This is a genomic window from Pseudomonas sp. NPDC089406 (assembly GCF_044900265.1).
Taxonomy (GTDB): Bacteria; Pseudomonadota; Gammaproteobacteria; order Pseudomonadales; family Pseudomonadaceae; genus Aquipseudomonas; species Aquipseudomonas fakonensis.
This window is the reverse complement of the sequence record NZ_JBJDNC010000041.1, coordinates 1-13,928: the sequence shown is the minus strand read 5'-3', so window position 1 is coordinate 13,928 and position 13,928 is coordinate 1. Positions and strand designations below refer to the sequence as shown.

At 66.2% G+C, this 13,928-nt stretch carries 10 protein-coding genes; 6 read left to right on the top strand and 4 right to left on the bottom strand.

What is annotated here, in order from left to right; translation table 11 throughout:
* Positions 1-11 precede the first annotated feature (11 nt).
* Positions 12-1,196 (bottom strand): acetyl-CoA C-acyltransferase family protein, encoded by a 1,185-nt coding sequence (locus ACI2KK_RS23560; RefSeq protein ID WP_404670828.1) that lies wholly within the window; start codon positions 1,194-1,196, stop codon positions 12-14.
* A gap of 168 nt (positions 1,197-1,364) precedes the next feature.
* Here ACI2KK_RS23560 and ACI2KK_RS23555 point away from each other — a divergent pair, with 168 nt between their 5' ends.
* Positions 1,365-2,372 carry an AraC family transcriptional regulator ligand-binding domain-containing protein gene (locus ACI2KK_RS23555; protein WP_404670827.1) on the top strand — a complete coding sequence of 336 codons (1,008 nt, stop codon included), beginning with the start codon at positions 1,365-1,367 and terminating at the stop codon, positions 2,370-2,372.
* Positions 2,373-2,735: 363 nt separating this feature from the next.
* On the opposite strand, the gene ACI2KK_RS23550 is transcribed toward ACI2KK_RS23555, so the two are convergent.
* A complete protein-coding gene (locus ACI2KK_RS23550; protein ID WP_404670826.1) occupies positions 2,736-4,268 on the bottom strand; it encodes an FAD-dependent oxidoreductase in 1,533 nt (510 codons plus the stop codon).
* A gap of 180 nt (positions 4,269-4,448) precedes the next feature.
* Here ACI2KK_RS23550 and ACI2KK_RS23545 point away from each other — a divergent pair, with 180 nt between their 5' ends.
* On the top strand, positions 4,449-5,588 hold the full coding sequence (locus ACI2KK_RS23545; protein ID WP_404670825.1) for a MexC family multidrug efflux RND transporter periplasmic adaptor subunit: 1,140 nt from the start codon (positions 4,449-4,451) through the stop codon (positions 5,586-5,588).
* A 10-nt stretch (positions 5,589-5,598) separates the two neighbouring features.
* On the top strand, positions 5,599-8,724 hold the full coding sequence (locus tag ACI2KK_RS23540) for a multidrug efflux RND transporter permease subunit (RefSeq protein WP_404670824.1): 3,126 nt from the start codon (positions 5,599-5,601) through the stop codon (positions 8,722-8,724).
* 95 nt (positions 8,725-8,819) lie between these two features.
* Here the strand turns inward: ACI2KK_RS23540 and ACI2KK_RS23535 are convergent, their stop codons facing one another.
* Both ACI2KK_RS23535 and ACI2KK_RS23530 read right to left on the bottom strand, forming a co-directional pair.
* Positions 8,820-9,641: an aldo/keto reductase gene (locus ACI2KK_RS23535; protein WP_404670823.1), complete on the bottom strand. Its 822-nt coding sequence runs from the start codon at positions 9,639-9,641 to the stop codon at positions 8,820-8,822.
* Complete coding sequence (locus ACI2KK_RS23530) at positions 9,629-10,534, bottom strand: LysR family transcriptional regulator (protein ID WP_404670822.1); 906 nt, start codon at positions 10,532-10,534, stop codon at positions 9,629-9,631. The genes ACI2KK_RS23535 and ACI2KK_RS23530 overlap by 13 nt, the downstream gene beginning before the upstream one ends.
* A 120-nt stretch (positions 10,535-10,654) precedes the next feature.
* Between ACI2KK_RS23530 and ACI2KK_RS23525 the strand changes: the two genes are divergently transcribed.
* The 3 genes from ACI2KK_RS23525 to ACI2KK_RS23515 all read left to right on the top strand — a co-directional run bounded on the left by ACI2KK_RS23525 (position 10,655) and on the right by ACI2KK_RS23515 (position 13,621).
* On the top strand, positions 10,655-11,353 hold the full coding sequence (locus ACI2KK_RS23525) for a CoA transferase subunit A (protein ID WP_217885022.1): 699 nt from the start codon (positions 10,655-10,657) through the stop codon (positions 11,351-11,353).
* A gap of 37 nt (positions 11,354-11,390) precedes the next feature.
* Positions 11,391-12,047 carry a CoA transferase subunit B gene (locus ACI2KK_RS23520; RefSeq protein WP_404670821.1) on the top strand — a complete coding sequence of 219 codons (657 nt, stop codon included), beginning with the start codon at positions 11,391-11,393 and terminating at the stop codon, positions 12,045-12,047.
* 155 nt (positions 12,048-12,202) lie between these two features.
* Positions 12,203-13,621: a short-chain fatty acid transporter gene (locus ACI2KK_RS23515; protein ID WP_404670820.1), complete on the top strand. Its 1,419-nt coding sequence runs from the start codon at positions 12,203-12,205 to the stop codon at positions 13,619-13,621.
* The last annotated feature ends 307 nt before the right edge of the window (positions 13,622-13,928 follow it).

The following is a 13,928-nucleotide window of genomic DNA, read 5'->3' as shown; positions in this document are numbered from 1 at the left end:
TAGCTGGCTCCTTACACGCGTTCGAAGACGACGGCGATACCCTGGCCGCCGCCGATGCACATGGTGGCCAGGGCGTAGCGGCCCTGAACCCGCTGCAGTTCATGGATCGCCTTGGTGGCGATGATCGCCCCGGTGGCGCCCACCGGGTGCCCGAGGGAGATGCCCGAGCCGTTGGGGTTGACCTTCTCCGGGTCGAAATCCAGGGCGCGGGACACGGCGCAGGCCTGGGCGGCAAAGGCCTCGTTGGACTCGATCACGTCCAGGTCGGTGACTTTCAGGCCAGCCTTTTCCAGCACCTTCTGCGTGGCCGGGATCGGCCCCAGGCCCATCAGCGCCGGCTCGACCCCGGCGTGGGCGTAAGCCACCAGGCGGGCCAGGGGCTTGAGGCCCAGACGCTGCACGGCCTCACCGGTGGCCAGCACCAGGCCTGCGGCGCCATCGTTGATGCTGCTGGCATTGCCCGCGGTGACGCTGCCGTCCTTCTTGAACACAGGTTTCATGCCGGCCAGTTGCTCGGCAGTCACCTCGCTGCGCACGTTTTCGTCCACGGCAAACTGCACGGTGCCTTTGCGGGTTTTGATTTCGATCGGCACGATCTGCCCGTCGAAACGCCCTTCGGCGATGGCGCGGGCGGCGCGGTGCTGGCTGGTAAGGGCCACTTCATCCTGCATTTCGCGGCTGATGCCGTGGGCGGTGGCGACGTTTTCGGCGGTGATACCCATGTGGAAGTGCTCGAACGGGTCTTGCAGGATGCCGACCATGTAGTCGATGCCCTGCAGGTCGCCCATGCGCGCACCCCAGCGGGCCTGAGGCAGCAGGTACGGGCCGCGGCTCATGGCCTCGGCGCCTGCCGCCAGGGCGATGTCGCTGTCGCCCAGCAGCAGGCCCTGTGCGGCCGAAACGATGGCCTGCAAACCCGAGCCGCACAGGCGGTTGACGCTGAACGCCGGGGCTTCCTTGGGGATGCCGGCGTTCATCGCCGCAACCCGGCCCAGGTAGGCATCGCGCGGTTCGGTGGGGATCACGTTGCCCATCACCAGGTGGCCGATCTGCCCGGCCTCGACGCCTGCGCGCTCGATGGCCGCGCGGGTAACCTGGGTGGCGAGGTCGGCCAGAGGCAGGTCCTTGAGCGAACCGCCAAAGCTGCCGATGGCCGAACGTACTGCGCTGACGACGTAAATTTGCGTGCTGCTCATGCTAGGGCTCCGTGTGAAGGCATGGCGGGGTGGGGCGAGGCTCTGCCAGAATGGCCGCCGCCAGAAGGTGCAAGGAGTCTAGGCAAAGGCCTGCAGGTGGCCTATGCCGGATTTGCTCAGCTTGCCTGGCAGTTTTTGCCACTCAGCCTAGACCATCGGATTTTTGCCATGCGCGATAGCGACACCGTCGCGGTGTACTTCCTCAATGCCATGCTCCATGCCCTGCGCGAGCAACCCCAGGCGCGCGACGCTCACTTGCACGCGGTGGGTATCGACCCGGCGCTGCTGGCCAGGCCCGAGGCGCGGGTGCCGGCCAAGGCGTTCGCCCAGCTGTGGCTGGTGCTGATCAATGAGCTGGGCGACGAGTTCTTCCAGCTGGACCGCCATGGCATGCCGCTGGGCAGCTTCGCCCTGATTTGCCGGGGGTTGATCCAGGAACCGAACCTGGAAAAAGCCCTGCGCCAGTGCCTGGGCAACTTTGCGCTGTTTCTGCACGATGTGCGCGGCAGCCTCACGGTGCGCGGGGGCCGCGTGGTGATCAGCGTGCAATCGGCCATCGACGACCCGTTGACCCGGGTATATGCCGAAGAAACCTACCTGGTACTGGTGATCGGCCTGCTGTGCTGGCTGGCTGGCCGGCGCATTGCCATCGACCGCACCGAGTTCGCCCTGGCCCGGCCGGCCCAGGAAGATGATGCGCTGCTGTGGGGGCCGGACCTGCGCCTGGGCAGCGGGCGTACCGAGGTGGAGTTCGACAGCGCCTGGCTGCGCCTGCCGGTGGTGCAGGACCTGGCGGCGCTGAAGACCTTCCTGCGCAGTGCGCCGCAAGGGTTGGTGGTGCGCTTTCGCAACCATGATGGCTTGGTGGCTGGCGTATACCGTCACCTGCGCGGCCTGGATTACGGGCAATGGCCGACCCTCGATGCCATGGCCGGGCAGCACCGGCTCAGTGCCAGCAGCCTGCGCCGGCGGCTGGAGCGCGAAGGGCGTTCGTACCAGCAGATCAAGGACGAGGTGCGCCGGGCCATGGCCTTCGAGTTGTTGCGCGAGGGGCGTTTGAGCATTGCCGAGATTGCCGGGCGCACGGGGTTTCAGGAGCCCAGTGCGTTTCACCGGGCGTTCAAGAAGTGGACGGGGCAGAGCCCGGGGAGTTATCGGGGGAGGGGGTTGGGCTAGGGTGTGTTCGCCATAAGCTTTGCAGTGCTTGTGAGGTGTTCGCCATGAACCTTGCAGCGCCTGTGAGATCGAGCGCCGCCCGCGCGGCGCTTCGCGGGTAAACCCGCTCCCACAGTTTGTTTCGGGCCAGTCTGTCCTGTGCCATTACCAGGTCCGCCTTGTTGGTACGACGCGGTTTCAGCATGTGCGTTGCCGCCGCTCCACATGACTCAAGGCATGCACCAAGGCGGACAGCGGTACTTTCACAGGAATAATTGGCCCGAAACAAACTGTGGGAGCGGGTTTACCCGCGAAGCGCCGCGCGGGCGGCGCTCGATCTCACAGGCGCTGTAGAGTCTGTGGCGAGCACTTCGCAGACAAATTTCACCCCGGCCAAGCGTCAATCAACTCCCGCGCCTCCCGGCTGCTCAACGGCCGCTTCATCCGTTGCGACAACACCGCCATGGCCCGCGAGTACCCCACGGCAACCACCGCCTCGACCTGATCATCAACGCATTGCAAGGCAACGAAATCCCCAAGGCCTGGCTCGCCCACATACTCGATGCGGTTCCACTGCCGCCCATGCCCCAGCACTTCCAGGGTCTGCCCATGCTGGTAGGTCCAGAAATACGGCACATCGTCATACCGGCGCCGCTCGCCCAGCATGTTGCACGCCGCAATCACGCCCTGCTGCTGGGCCAGCCGCCAGTGTTCGATGCGCGTGGGCCTGCCGGCGAGGGGAAAGGTGGCGATATCGCCCGCCGCCCACAGACCATCAGCCGCTTGAAAGTGCGCATCGACATTCAGCGAACGATCCGCCGCCAGCGGCAAACCCTGGACACAGCCAGTGGCCGGGCTGACCCCGGTGCCCAGCAGCACCAGCCCGGTGGCGATGCGCTCACCGTTGGCCAGGCACACGGCCTCGACCCGCTCGGTGCCTTCGAACCCTGCCACCTCCACTGGGCCATGGAACACCACACCCTTGCGCTCATGCAGCTCACGCAAGCTGCGGGCGATGCGTTCGCCCAGCTGGCCAACCAGCGCCAGGGCATGGCGCGTCACCACATGCACCTGCAAGCCATATTCGCGCAGCGCCGCCGCAGCCTCCAGGCCGATGAATCCATCGCCAACCACCACCACCGGCTGCCCCGGTTCGGCCAGGTCGAGCAGGCGGGCAGCGTCATCCCGCGAGCGCAGCACGCATATGCCGGGCAACTGCACGCCCGGCAGGTCTGGGCGTTTGGCTTTACCGCCGGTAGCCAGCAGTGCCGCGTCGTACTTCACCTGCTGGCCGTCGGCCAGGGTCAGTTGGCGCTTGCCGGGGTCGAGGCTGCGCACTTTGCCGGTAAGCCGCTGCAACTGGCCGCGGCGCAGGTCGTCGGGCTCCAGCAAGGCCGGGACCTGATCGGCTGGCATCTGCCCGGCTATGACGAATTTGCTCAAGGCCGTACGGTCGTAGGCGGGTGCCTGCTCCTGGTCGACCCACACCAGGCGCCCGGCAAAACCGTGCTGCAACAGGGTGGCGACCGCAGCGGCCCCGGCCGCGCCGGCTCCAACCACCACAAATACCCGGGCGTCGCTGTGACGAGGGGCAGCAATATCCGGTAGCGGCTGGTCATCCACCCACACCTGGCCGTCCTTGACCTGTACTGCGTAGCGGCGCAGCCCGGTCAGCGCCGGCGGCTCGCACACCGCGCCTTCATCCACGGCAAAGGCCGCCTTGTGCCAGGGGCACACCAGCAGCCCGGCGCAGACAACCCCTTCGTCAAGCGGCGCGCCGGCGTGGGGACAGTTGCCCTGGTAGGCATGCACCTGGTCGCCCTGGCGCACCAATATCAGCTCCTCGGTGCCGGCTTGTACCCGCAGCGGCCGGTGCGGGTCGATTTGGTCGAGGGCTGCGACGGCATGCAAGGTCATGGGGGTTCTCCCGTGGGGATAGAACCCATTTGACGCTTGGGGGCGGGTAGGGATGCAGCCAGCCGACGATCGGCCAATGCTTACAATTGTTCACACAAATACCGTATGAGACTAAATTGACTCATTGCAGGGCCGGTCGTACCATTCGCGCCGTTTTCAATCAAAGGCTCGGGTGAAGTCATGGGCAAGATGCGTGCAATTGGGGTGGCCGGTTGGCTGGCGGCTGCGGTGCTGCTGGCAGGCTGCGAGGCGGCGGATGAACCGCAGGCAGCGGTTGCGGCGTTGCCCGTGGACACCGTTACGGTAACCCACGAGGCCCTGGCCCTGGCCTCGACCTTGCCGGGCCGGGTCGAACCGATGCGGGTGGCCGAAGTTCGAGCGCGGGTAGCCGGCATCGTGCTGCGCAAGGCATTCGAGGAGGGCGCCGACGTCAAGGCCGGCGACTTGTTGTTCCAGATCGACCCGGCACCGTTCAAGGCGGCACTGGCCCGCGCCGAAGGTGACCTGGCCCGTGCCCAGGCGGTGCAACACGAAGCCCAGGCGCGGCTGCGCCGCTACCAGCCGCTGGTGCAGATCCAGGCCATCAGCCAGCAGGACTTCGATACCGCCAGCGCCAATTCGCGCAGCGCCCAGGCCGCAGTGCTGTCGGCCCAGGCCGACGTACAGACGGCGCGCCTGAACCTGGGCTACGCCACGGTCACCGCGCCGATTTCCGGGCGTATTGGCCGGGCGCTGGCCACCGAGGGCGCGCTGGTCGGGCAGGGCGACGCCACGCTGATGGCGCGCATCCAGCAACTCGACCCGATCTACGTCGATTTCACCCAGTCGGCCGCCGATGCCCTGCGCCTGCGCCAGGCGCTGCAGAGCGGCAGCCTGGCCAGCGGTGAAGAGCGCGCCCTGAGCGCCCAGGTGGAAGGCACCGACTATCGGCGCCAGGGCGCGCTGATGTTCACCGACGTGGCGGTGGACCGCGGCACCGGCCAGGTCACCCTGCGCGGGCGCTTCGACAACGCCGACGGCATTCTGCTGCCGGGCATGTACGTGCGCGTGCACACCCCGCAGGGCGTCGACCGCCAGGCCATCCTGGTGCCGCAGCGTGCGGTGCAGCGCGCCAGTGACGGCCAGGCGCGGGTGATGGTGGTGGGCGCCGGCAACCTGGCCGAGGCGCGCCCGGTCAGCACCGGCGCCATGCACGGCGCGCGCTGGCAGATCACCCAGGGCCTGCAGGCCGGTGACCAGGTCATCGTCGGCAGCCCTGCGGGCCTGGCCGCCGGCATGCAGGTTGCGCCGGCCCAGGCGCAACAGGCCCAGGCACGCTGAGGGGAGCAACATGTCGAAATTCTTCATCAACCGGCCCAATTTTGCCTGGGTCGTCGCACTGTTCATTTCCCTGGCCGGCCTGCTGGTGATTCCGCTGCTGCCGGTCGCCCAGTACCCCAGCGTCGCGCCGCCGCAGATCACCGTCACCGCCACCTACCCGGGCGCCTCGGCCAAGGTGCTGGTGGAGTCGGTCACCAGCGTCATCGAGGAGTCACTCAACGGCGCCAAGAACCTGCTGTATTTCGAGTCCACCAACAACTCCAACGGCATGGCCGAGGTGGTGGTTACCTTCGAGCCCGGCACCAACCCGGAGCTTGCCCAGGTGGATGTGCAGAACCGCCTGAAAAAGGCCGAGGCGCGCATGCCCCAGGCGGTGACCACTCAAGGCCTGCAGGTAGAGCAGACCAGCGCGGGCTTTTTGCTGATCTACGCGCTCAGCTACAAGGATGGCTTCGAGCGGGCCGACACCACCCAGCTGGGCGACTATGCCGCGCGCAACATCAACAACGAGCTGCGCCGCATTCCCGGGGTGGGCAAGCTGCAGTTCTTCTCCTCCGAAGCCGCCATGCGGGTGTGGGTCGACCCGCAGAAGCTGGTGGGCTACGGGCTGTCCATCGATGATGTGGGCAACGCCATTCGCGGGCAAAACGTGCAGGTACCGGCCGGCGCCTTCGGCGCAACGCCCGGCAGCAGCGAACAGGAACTGACCGCCACCCTGGCCGTGCAGGGTACCCTGGACGACCCCGAGGCATTCGGCCGGGTGGTGCTGCGGGCCAACCCCGACGGCTCCTTGGTGCGCCTGCAGGACGTGGCACGCCTGGAAATCGGCCTGGAAAGCTACAACTTCGACTCGCGCCTGAACGGCCGCCCGGCAGTGGCCGGCGCAGTACAGCTGGCCCCGGGCGCCAATGCCCTGCAAACCGCCGAGCGGGTCAAGCAGCGCCTGGCCGAACTGTCGGCGTACTTCCCCGAAGGCGTCGAGTTTTCAGTGCCCTACGACACCTCGCGGTTTGTCGACGTGGCCATCGAGAAGGTCATCCACACCCTGATCGAAGCCATGGTGCTGGTGTTCCTGGTGATGTTCCTGTTCCTGCAGAACATCCGCTACACCCTGATCCCCTCCATCGTGGTGCCGGTGTGCCTGCTGGGCACCCTGGCGGTGATGAAGCTGCTGGGCTTCTCGGTGAACATGATGACCATGTTCGGCATGGTGCTGGCCATCGGCATCCTGGTGGACGACGCCATCGTGGTGGTGGAGAACGTCGAGCGGCTGATGGCCGAGGAGGGGTTGTCCCCGGTGCAGGCCACTATCAAGGCCATGGGCCAGGTGTCGGGGGCGATCATCGGCATCACCCTGGTGCTGTCGGCGGTGTTCATGCCGCTGGCGTTCATGTCCGGCTCGGTGGGGGTGATCTACCAGCAGTTCTCGCTGTCGCTGGCGGTGTCGATCCTGTTTTCGGGCTTCCTGGCCCTGACCTTCACCCCGGCGTTGTGCGCCACGCTGCTCAAGCCGGTGCCCCAGGGGCATCACGAAAAACGCGGCTTCTTTGGTGCCTTCAACCGTGGTTTTGCCCGCCTGACCGAGCGCTACGCGCTGCTGAACAGCGCCCTGGTGCGCCGTGCCGGGCGCTGCATGCTGGTGTATGTCGGGCTGATCGCCATGCTCGGCTACTTCTACCTGCGCCTGCCGGAGTCGTTCGTGCCGGTGGAGGACCAAGGCTACGCCATCGTCGACGTGCAGTTGCCGCCCGGTGCCAGCCGCGTGCGTACCGACGCCACCGGCCAGGCCCTGGAGCAGTTCCTGATGTCCCGCGAGGCGCTGGGCTCGGCGTTTGTGGTCAGTGGTTTCAGCTTCTCGGGCATGGGCGACAACGCCGCCCTGGCGTTCCCCACGTTCAAGGACTGGTCGCAGCGTGGCCCTGAACAGTCGGCCGACGCCGAGGTGCAGGCGATCAACGCGCGCTTCGCCGCCCACGGTGATGGCAGCATCATGGCGGTCAACCCGCCGCCGATCGACGGCCTGGGCAATGCCGGCGGCTTCGCCCTGCGCCTGCTCGACCGCGGCGGCCTGGGCCGCGAAGCGCTGCTGGCGGCCCGCGACCAGTTGCTCGGCGCTGCCAACGGCAACCCGGTGATCCTCTACGCGATGATGGAGGGCCTGGCCGAGGCGCCGCAGCTGCGGGTGCAGATCGACCGGGAGAAGGCCCGCGCCCTGGGCGTGAGCTTCGAGAGCTTTAACAGCACCCTGGCCACCGCGTTCGGCTCGGCGGTGATCAACGACTTCACCAACGCCGGCCGCCAGCAGCGGGTGGTGGTGCAAGCCGAGCAGGCCGAGCGCATGACCCCGGAGAGCGTGCTACGCCTGTACGCGCCCAATGCCAGCGGCGAGCAGGTGCCGTTCAGCGCCTTCGTTACCACCGGCTGGGAGGAGGGGCCGGTGCAGATCGTGCGCTACAACGGCTACCCGTCCATCCGCATTGCCGGCGACGCCGCGCCGGGCCACAGCACAGGCCAGGCCATGGCCGAGATGGAGCGCTTGGCCCGCGAGCTGCCGCCGGGTATCGGCTATGCCTGGACCGGGCTTTCTTACCAGGAAAAGGTCTCCAGCGGCCAGGCCTCGAGCCTGTTCGCGCTGGCCATCCTGGTGGTGTTCCTGCTGCTGGTGGCGCTGTACGAAAGCTGGGCGATCCCGCTGACGGTGATGCTGATCGTGCCAATCGGCGCGCTGGGCGCGGTGTTGGCGGTGATGGTGGTGGGCATGCCCAACGATGTGTACTTCAAGGTGGGGCTGATCACCATCATTGGCCTGGCGGCGAAAAACGCCATTCTCATCGTCGAGTTCGCCAAGGAGCTCTGGGAGAAGGGCTACAGCCTGGGCGACGCCGCGCTTGAGGCCGCGCGCCTGCGTTTCCGGCCGATCGTGATGACTTCCATGGCGTTCATCCTCGGTGTGGTACCGCTGGCCATCGCCAGCGGGGCGGGCGCTGCCAGCCAGCGGGCCATCGGCACCGGGGTGATCGGCGGCATGCTCAGCGCCACGCTGCTGGGGGTGGTGTTCGTGCCGGTGTGCTTCGTCTGGGTGCTGTCGCGGCTCAAGCGCCGGCCGCAAGCGGCGCAGGCGCACGCGGTGGAGTGAGGCGCCTGGCAACGGCTCCTTTGGTTGGGTGATTCCAGCCGTTTGGCCCCTGGGGTTCGTGCCCAGGGGCCTTTTTTTTGGGCCTTGTTCGGCCTTCAGACCATCGCCAGGCGCTGCTTGCGCGTCGGCGCCGGGAACGCATGGTCAAGCGCCTGCAAGTCGGCGTCGCTCAATACCAGATCGGCGGCTTGTGCATTGAGCCGCACATGCTCGGGGCTGACCGCCTTGGGGATGGCAATCACCCCCTCGCCACGGGTCACCCAGGCCAGGCTCACCTGCGCCGGCGTGGCGCCATGACGTTCGGCAACTTGCCCCAGCACCGGGTGGTGCAACAGGCGCCCGGCCTGGGCCAGGGGGCAGTAGGCCATGGTCGGCATGGACTGCTTGCGGCTCCAGGGCAGCAGGTCGAACTCGATGCCGCGCTCGGCCGGGTTGTACAGCACCTGGTTGGTGGCACAGGCGGGGTTGCCCAGTTCGCGCATGCCGTCCAGGTCGAAGTTGGACACCCCCCAGCGGCGAATCTTGCCTTGCTCGATCAGGCGCTCGAAGGCTTCGACGGTTTCTTCCAGCGGGTGCTGCCCGCGCCAGTGCAACAGGTACAGGTCGATGCAATCGGTACCCAGGCGCTGCAGGCTGCGCTCGCAGGCGGCCGGCACACCGCGCCGGCTGGCGTTGTGCGGGTACACCTTGCTGACCAGGAACACCTGGTCGCGGCGCCCGGCGATGGCCTGGCCGACCACCTGTTCGGCGCCGCCCTCGGCGTACATTTCGGCCGTATCGACAAGCGTCAGGCCCAGCTCGATGCCCTGTTGCAGGGCGGCCACTTCAGCCGCCTTGCGGCCGGGGTCTTCGCCCATGTACCAGGTGCCCTGGCCGATGGTCGGTACCTGCTTGCCCGCCAGATTCACGTAACGCATGTCACCTCCTGTGGATGGGTGTGCTTGAGCAACACGTCGAGCAGCGCTTCGGCTGCCTTGGACAGTTTGTGGTCGGCCAGGGCGATCACGCCGATGCGCCGCTCCACGCAGGGTTCGATCAACGGCACGCAGCAGGCGCCGAGCTCTTGCATCTGTTCGATGCACAGCGCCGGCACCGCGCTCACCCCCAGGCCACTGGCGACCATGCGCCCGACCGTGGACAACTGGTGGCTTTCAAAGGCCACCGCCAGCTTGCCGTGGTCTGCTGCCACCTGCTGCTCCAGCAGCAGGCGCACCGCCGAAGGCCGTTGCAGGGCGACGAAGTCCTGGGCCAGCAGCTCTTGCCAGCGCACCTGGGGTTGCCGGGCCAGGGGCGAGCTTGCCGGCACCACGGCGACGAAGCGGTCCATGTACAGCGGGTGAAAGTGCAGCGCCGCGTTGCTGTCGGGCTCGAAGCCGATGCCCAGTTCGACGCGGCGGTGGCGCACCAGTTCCAGCACCTGTTCGTTGATCACGTCGTGCACGGTGACGTTGACCTTGGGGTAGCGCTGGCGAAACACCTTGAGCGCATCGGGCAGCAGGTTGCCGGCGTAGGAGGGCATGGCCGCCACCGACACCCGCCCCAGTTGCAGGGTGAAGCGCTGGCGCAGCATTTCTTCGGTGTCGTCCCAGTCGCCCAGCAGGCGCCGGGCCAGGGGCAGCAGAACCTCGCCCTCGGGGGTCAGGCTGACGCTGCGGGTGGTGCGGGTCAGCAGGGCGCCGCCGAGGTTGTCCTCCAGCGCCTTGATGGTCAGGCTCAGGGCCGGTTGCGACACATGCAGGTGCTCGCCGGCCTGGGCGAAGCTCTGGTACTTGGCTACGGTGACAAAGGCACGCAGCTGCTTGACGTTCATGACGGGCTCGCGATTTGTTTTGTAAAAGTTATCAATCGATGACGAAAACAAAATTAACAAATCAGTCGGCTGCGGTGAAGATGACCGTACGGTTCCAACAACTATAAAAGGCGACTGAGCATGGCCGGACTGGACAAGCGTGTAGCAACCTACGAAGAGGCCCTGGCAGGCCTGACCGACGACATGACGGTACTGGCCGGTGGTTTTGGCCTGTGCGGCATCCCCGAAAACCTCATAGCCGAAATCAAGCGCCGCGGCGTCAAGGGCCTGACCGTGGTTTCCAACAACTGCGGCGTCGATGGCTTCGGCCTGGGCGTGCTGCTGGAAGACCGGCAGATCCGCAAGATGGTCGCCTCGTACGTGGGCGAAAACGCCGAATTCGAACGCCAGCTGCTCAGCGGCGAGCTGGAAGTCGAACTCACCCCGCAGGGCACCCTGGCGGAAAAAATGCGTGCGGGCGGCGCCGGTATTCCGGCCTTCTACACCGCCACCGGCTACGGCACCCCGGTTGCCGAAGGCAAGGAAGTACGCGAGTTCAAGGGCCGCAAGTACATCCTCGAAGAGTCGATTACCGGCGACTTCGCCATCGTCAAGGGCTGGAAGGCCGACCACTACGGCAACGTGGTGTACCGCAACACCGCGCAAAACTTCAACCCGCTGGCCGCCACCGCCGGCAAGATCACCGTGGTCGAGGTTGAGGAAATCGTCGAGCCCGGCGTGCTGCTGCCCAGCGAGATCCACACCCCGGGCATCTTCGTCGACCGGGTGATCGTCGGCACCTTCGAAAAACGCATCGAAAAGCGCACCGTCAAGGCCTGAGCGCCGCCTCCCGAAGAACAACAAAGAGACCCAGACCATGGCACTGACCCGCGAACAGATGGCACAACGCGTCGCCCGTGAACTCAAGGATGGCTACTACGTCAACCTTGGCATTGGCATCCCCACCCTGGTGGCCAACTACGTGCCGGCCGACATGGACGTGATGCTGCAATCGGAAAACGGCCTGCTGGGCATGGGCGAGTTCCCCACCGAAAGCACGATTGACGCCGACATGATCAACGCCGGCAAGCAGACCGTCACCGCCCGGCGCGGTGCGTCGATCTTCGACTCGGCGCAGTCGTTCGCCATGATCCGTGGCGGCCACGTCGACCTCACCGTGCTCGGCGCCTTCGAGGTGGATGTGCAGGGCAACATCGCCTCGTGGATGATCCCCGGCAAGCTGGTCAAGGGCATGGGCGGCGCCATGGACCTGGTGGCCGGTGCCGAGAACATCATCGTCACCATGACCCACGCCTCCAAGGACGGCGAGTCCAAGCTGCTGAGCCAGTGCAGCCTGCCACTGACCGGTGCCGGCTGCATCCGCAAGGTGCTGACTGACCTTGCCTACCTCGAGATCGACAACGGCGCGTTCATCCTGCGTGAGACCGCGCCGGGGGTGAGTGTCGAGGAGATCATCGCCAAGACCGCCGGCAAGCTGATCGTGCCTGACGATGTGAAGGAAATGACTTTTTAATCTTGCCGTGCCCCTGTAGGAGCGGGCTTGCCCGCGATGGCGCCAGCTCAGGCAACACCGCTGCCTGATCTATCGCTATCGCGGGCAAGCCCGCTCCTACAGGTATTTGCGTCGCTTCAGAACTGACCAATAAAACCAATAAAAGGAAGACTCACGTGGCCGCTGATATTCAAGACAGCCGCTCCGCCCGCTTTGCCCTGCGCTGCTCCAACTGGGCCGAACGCTGGTTCCCCGACTCCTGGGTGTTCGCCGCCCTGGCGGTGGTGCTGGTGTGCCTGGGCGCCCTGGCCATGGGCGCCAAACCCACCGACACGGCCAAGGCCTTCGGTGACGGCTTCTGGAGCCTGATCCCGTTCACCATGCAGATGGCCTTCGTGGTCATTGGCGGTTATGTGGTGGCCAGCTCGCCACCCGCTGCCAAGCTGATCGACCGCCTGGCGCGCATCCCGAAAAACGGCCGTTCGGCGGTGTGCTGGGTGGCGCTGATCTCGATGCTCGCCTCGCTGCTCAACTGGGGCTTGTCGCTGGTGTTCGGCGGCCTGCTGGTGCGCGCCCTGGCACGGCGTACCGATTTGAAGATGGACTACCGCGCCGCCGGTGCTGCCGCCTACCTGGGGTTGGGTGCGGTGTGGGCGCTGGGGCTGTCGTCGTCGGCTGCGCAATTGCAGGCCAACCCGGCCAGCCTGCCGCCGTCGATCCTGTCGATCACCGGGGTGATTCCGTTCACCCAGACCATCTTCCTCTGGCAGTCGGGGGTGATGCTGGCGGCGTTGGTGGTGGTTTCGCTGGTGATCGCCTACGCCACCGCGCCAGGTCCCAACAGCGCGCGCAGCGCCGAAGACTGCGGCGTCGACCCCAGCTTCACCGCACCGCCGGCACCGCAGCGTACCCGCCCGGGCGAGTGGCTTGAATACAGCCCGATCCTGATCCTGCTGCTGGTGGCCCTGGCCGGGGGCTGGTTGTACCAGGAGTTCGCCACCAAGCCTGCGATCACCGCGATCTCCGGGCTGAACACTTACAACCTGCTGTTCATCATGCTCGGTGCCTTGCTGCACTGGCGCCCACGCAGCTTCCTCGACGCCGTGGCCCGCGCGGTACCGACCACCACTGGCGTGTTGATCCAGTTCCCGCTGTATGGCTCGATTGCGGCGATTCTCACCCAGGTCAAGGGCGCTGACGCCGAGACCCTGGCCCACCACATTTCGCTGTTCTTCACCCAGATTGCCACCCATGACACTTATGCGTTGCTGATGGGGGTGTACTCGGCGGTGCTGGGCTTCTTCATTCCGTCCGGTGGTGGCAAGTGGATCATCGAAGCCCCTTACGTGATGCTGGTGGCCAATGACCTGAAGTACCACCTGGGGTGGGCGGTGCAGATCTATAACGCGGCCGAGGCCTTGCCTAACCTGATCAACCCGTTCTACATGCTGCCGCTGCTGGGGGTGCTGGGGCTCAAGGCGCGGGATTTGATCGGTTTCTCGTTTGTGCAGTTGCTGGTGCATGTGCCGTTGGTGCTGGTGTTGCTTTGGGCGTTGGGGACGACCTTGGAGTATGTTGCGCCTGTGATGCCTTGATGGGGTTTGGGGTGGGTTTGAGTTGGTTTTGGAAGTTGTAGGCGCATTCATTATTTGTTGTGACGCTTATTCACCTTTCCGCCCTTACGGCGGGTAACTTTTTGAAGTCCGGAATGCCGGCCAATCAAAAGTCACCAAAAAATCCTCGCTCCATTCATCCGGCCCCTGCGCTTCGCTCCGGGGTACCCTCACTCCGGGCTTGCTCCGGGGGTACGCGCCGACGGGCCGTCCCTGGCCCGATCGGCGCTCGACCGGCATCCATGCCGGTCGCCCCCCTACGCAATCCCTGCGTTCGGCCTCCTGAAGT

Coding starts and splice junctions, on each gene's coding strand:
- ACI2KK_RS23560 (WP_404670828.1), bottom strand. CDS start 1,196: ATGAGCAGCACGCAAATTTACGTCGTCAGCGCAGTACGTTCGGCCATC.
- ACI2KK_RS23555 (WP_404670827.1), top strand. CDS start 1,365: ATGCGCGATAGCGACACCGTCGCGGTGTACTTCCTCAATGCCATGCTC.
- ACI2KK_RS23550 (WP_404670826.1), bottom strand. CDS start 4,268: ATGACCTTGCATGCCGTCGCAGCCCTCGACCAAATCGACCCGCACCGG.
- ACI2KK_RS23545 (WP_404670825.1), top strand. CDS start 4,449: ATGGGCAAGATGCGTGCAATTGGGGTGGCCGGTTGGCTGGCGGCTGCG.
- ACI2KK_RS23540 (WP_404670824.1), top strand. CDS start 5,599: ATGTCGAAATTCTTCATCAACCGGCCCAATTTTGCCTGGGTCGTCGCA.
- ACI2KK_RS23535 (WP_404670823.1), bottom strand. CDS start 9,641: ATGCGTTACGTGAATCTGGCGGGCAAGCAGGTACCGACCATCGGCCAG.
- ACI2KK_RS23530 (WP_404670822.1), bottom strand. CDS start 10,534: ATGAACGTCAAGCAGCTGCGTGCCTTTGTCACCGTAGCCAAGTACCAG.
- ACI2KK_RS23525 (WP_217885022.1), top strand. CDS start 10,655: ATGGCCGGACTGGACAAGCGTGTAGCAACCTACGAAGAGGCCCTGGCA.
- ACI2KK_RS23520 (WP_404670821.1), top strand. CDS start 11,391: ATGGCACTGACCCGCGAACAGATGGCACAACGCGTCGCCCGTGAACTC.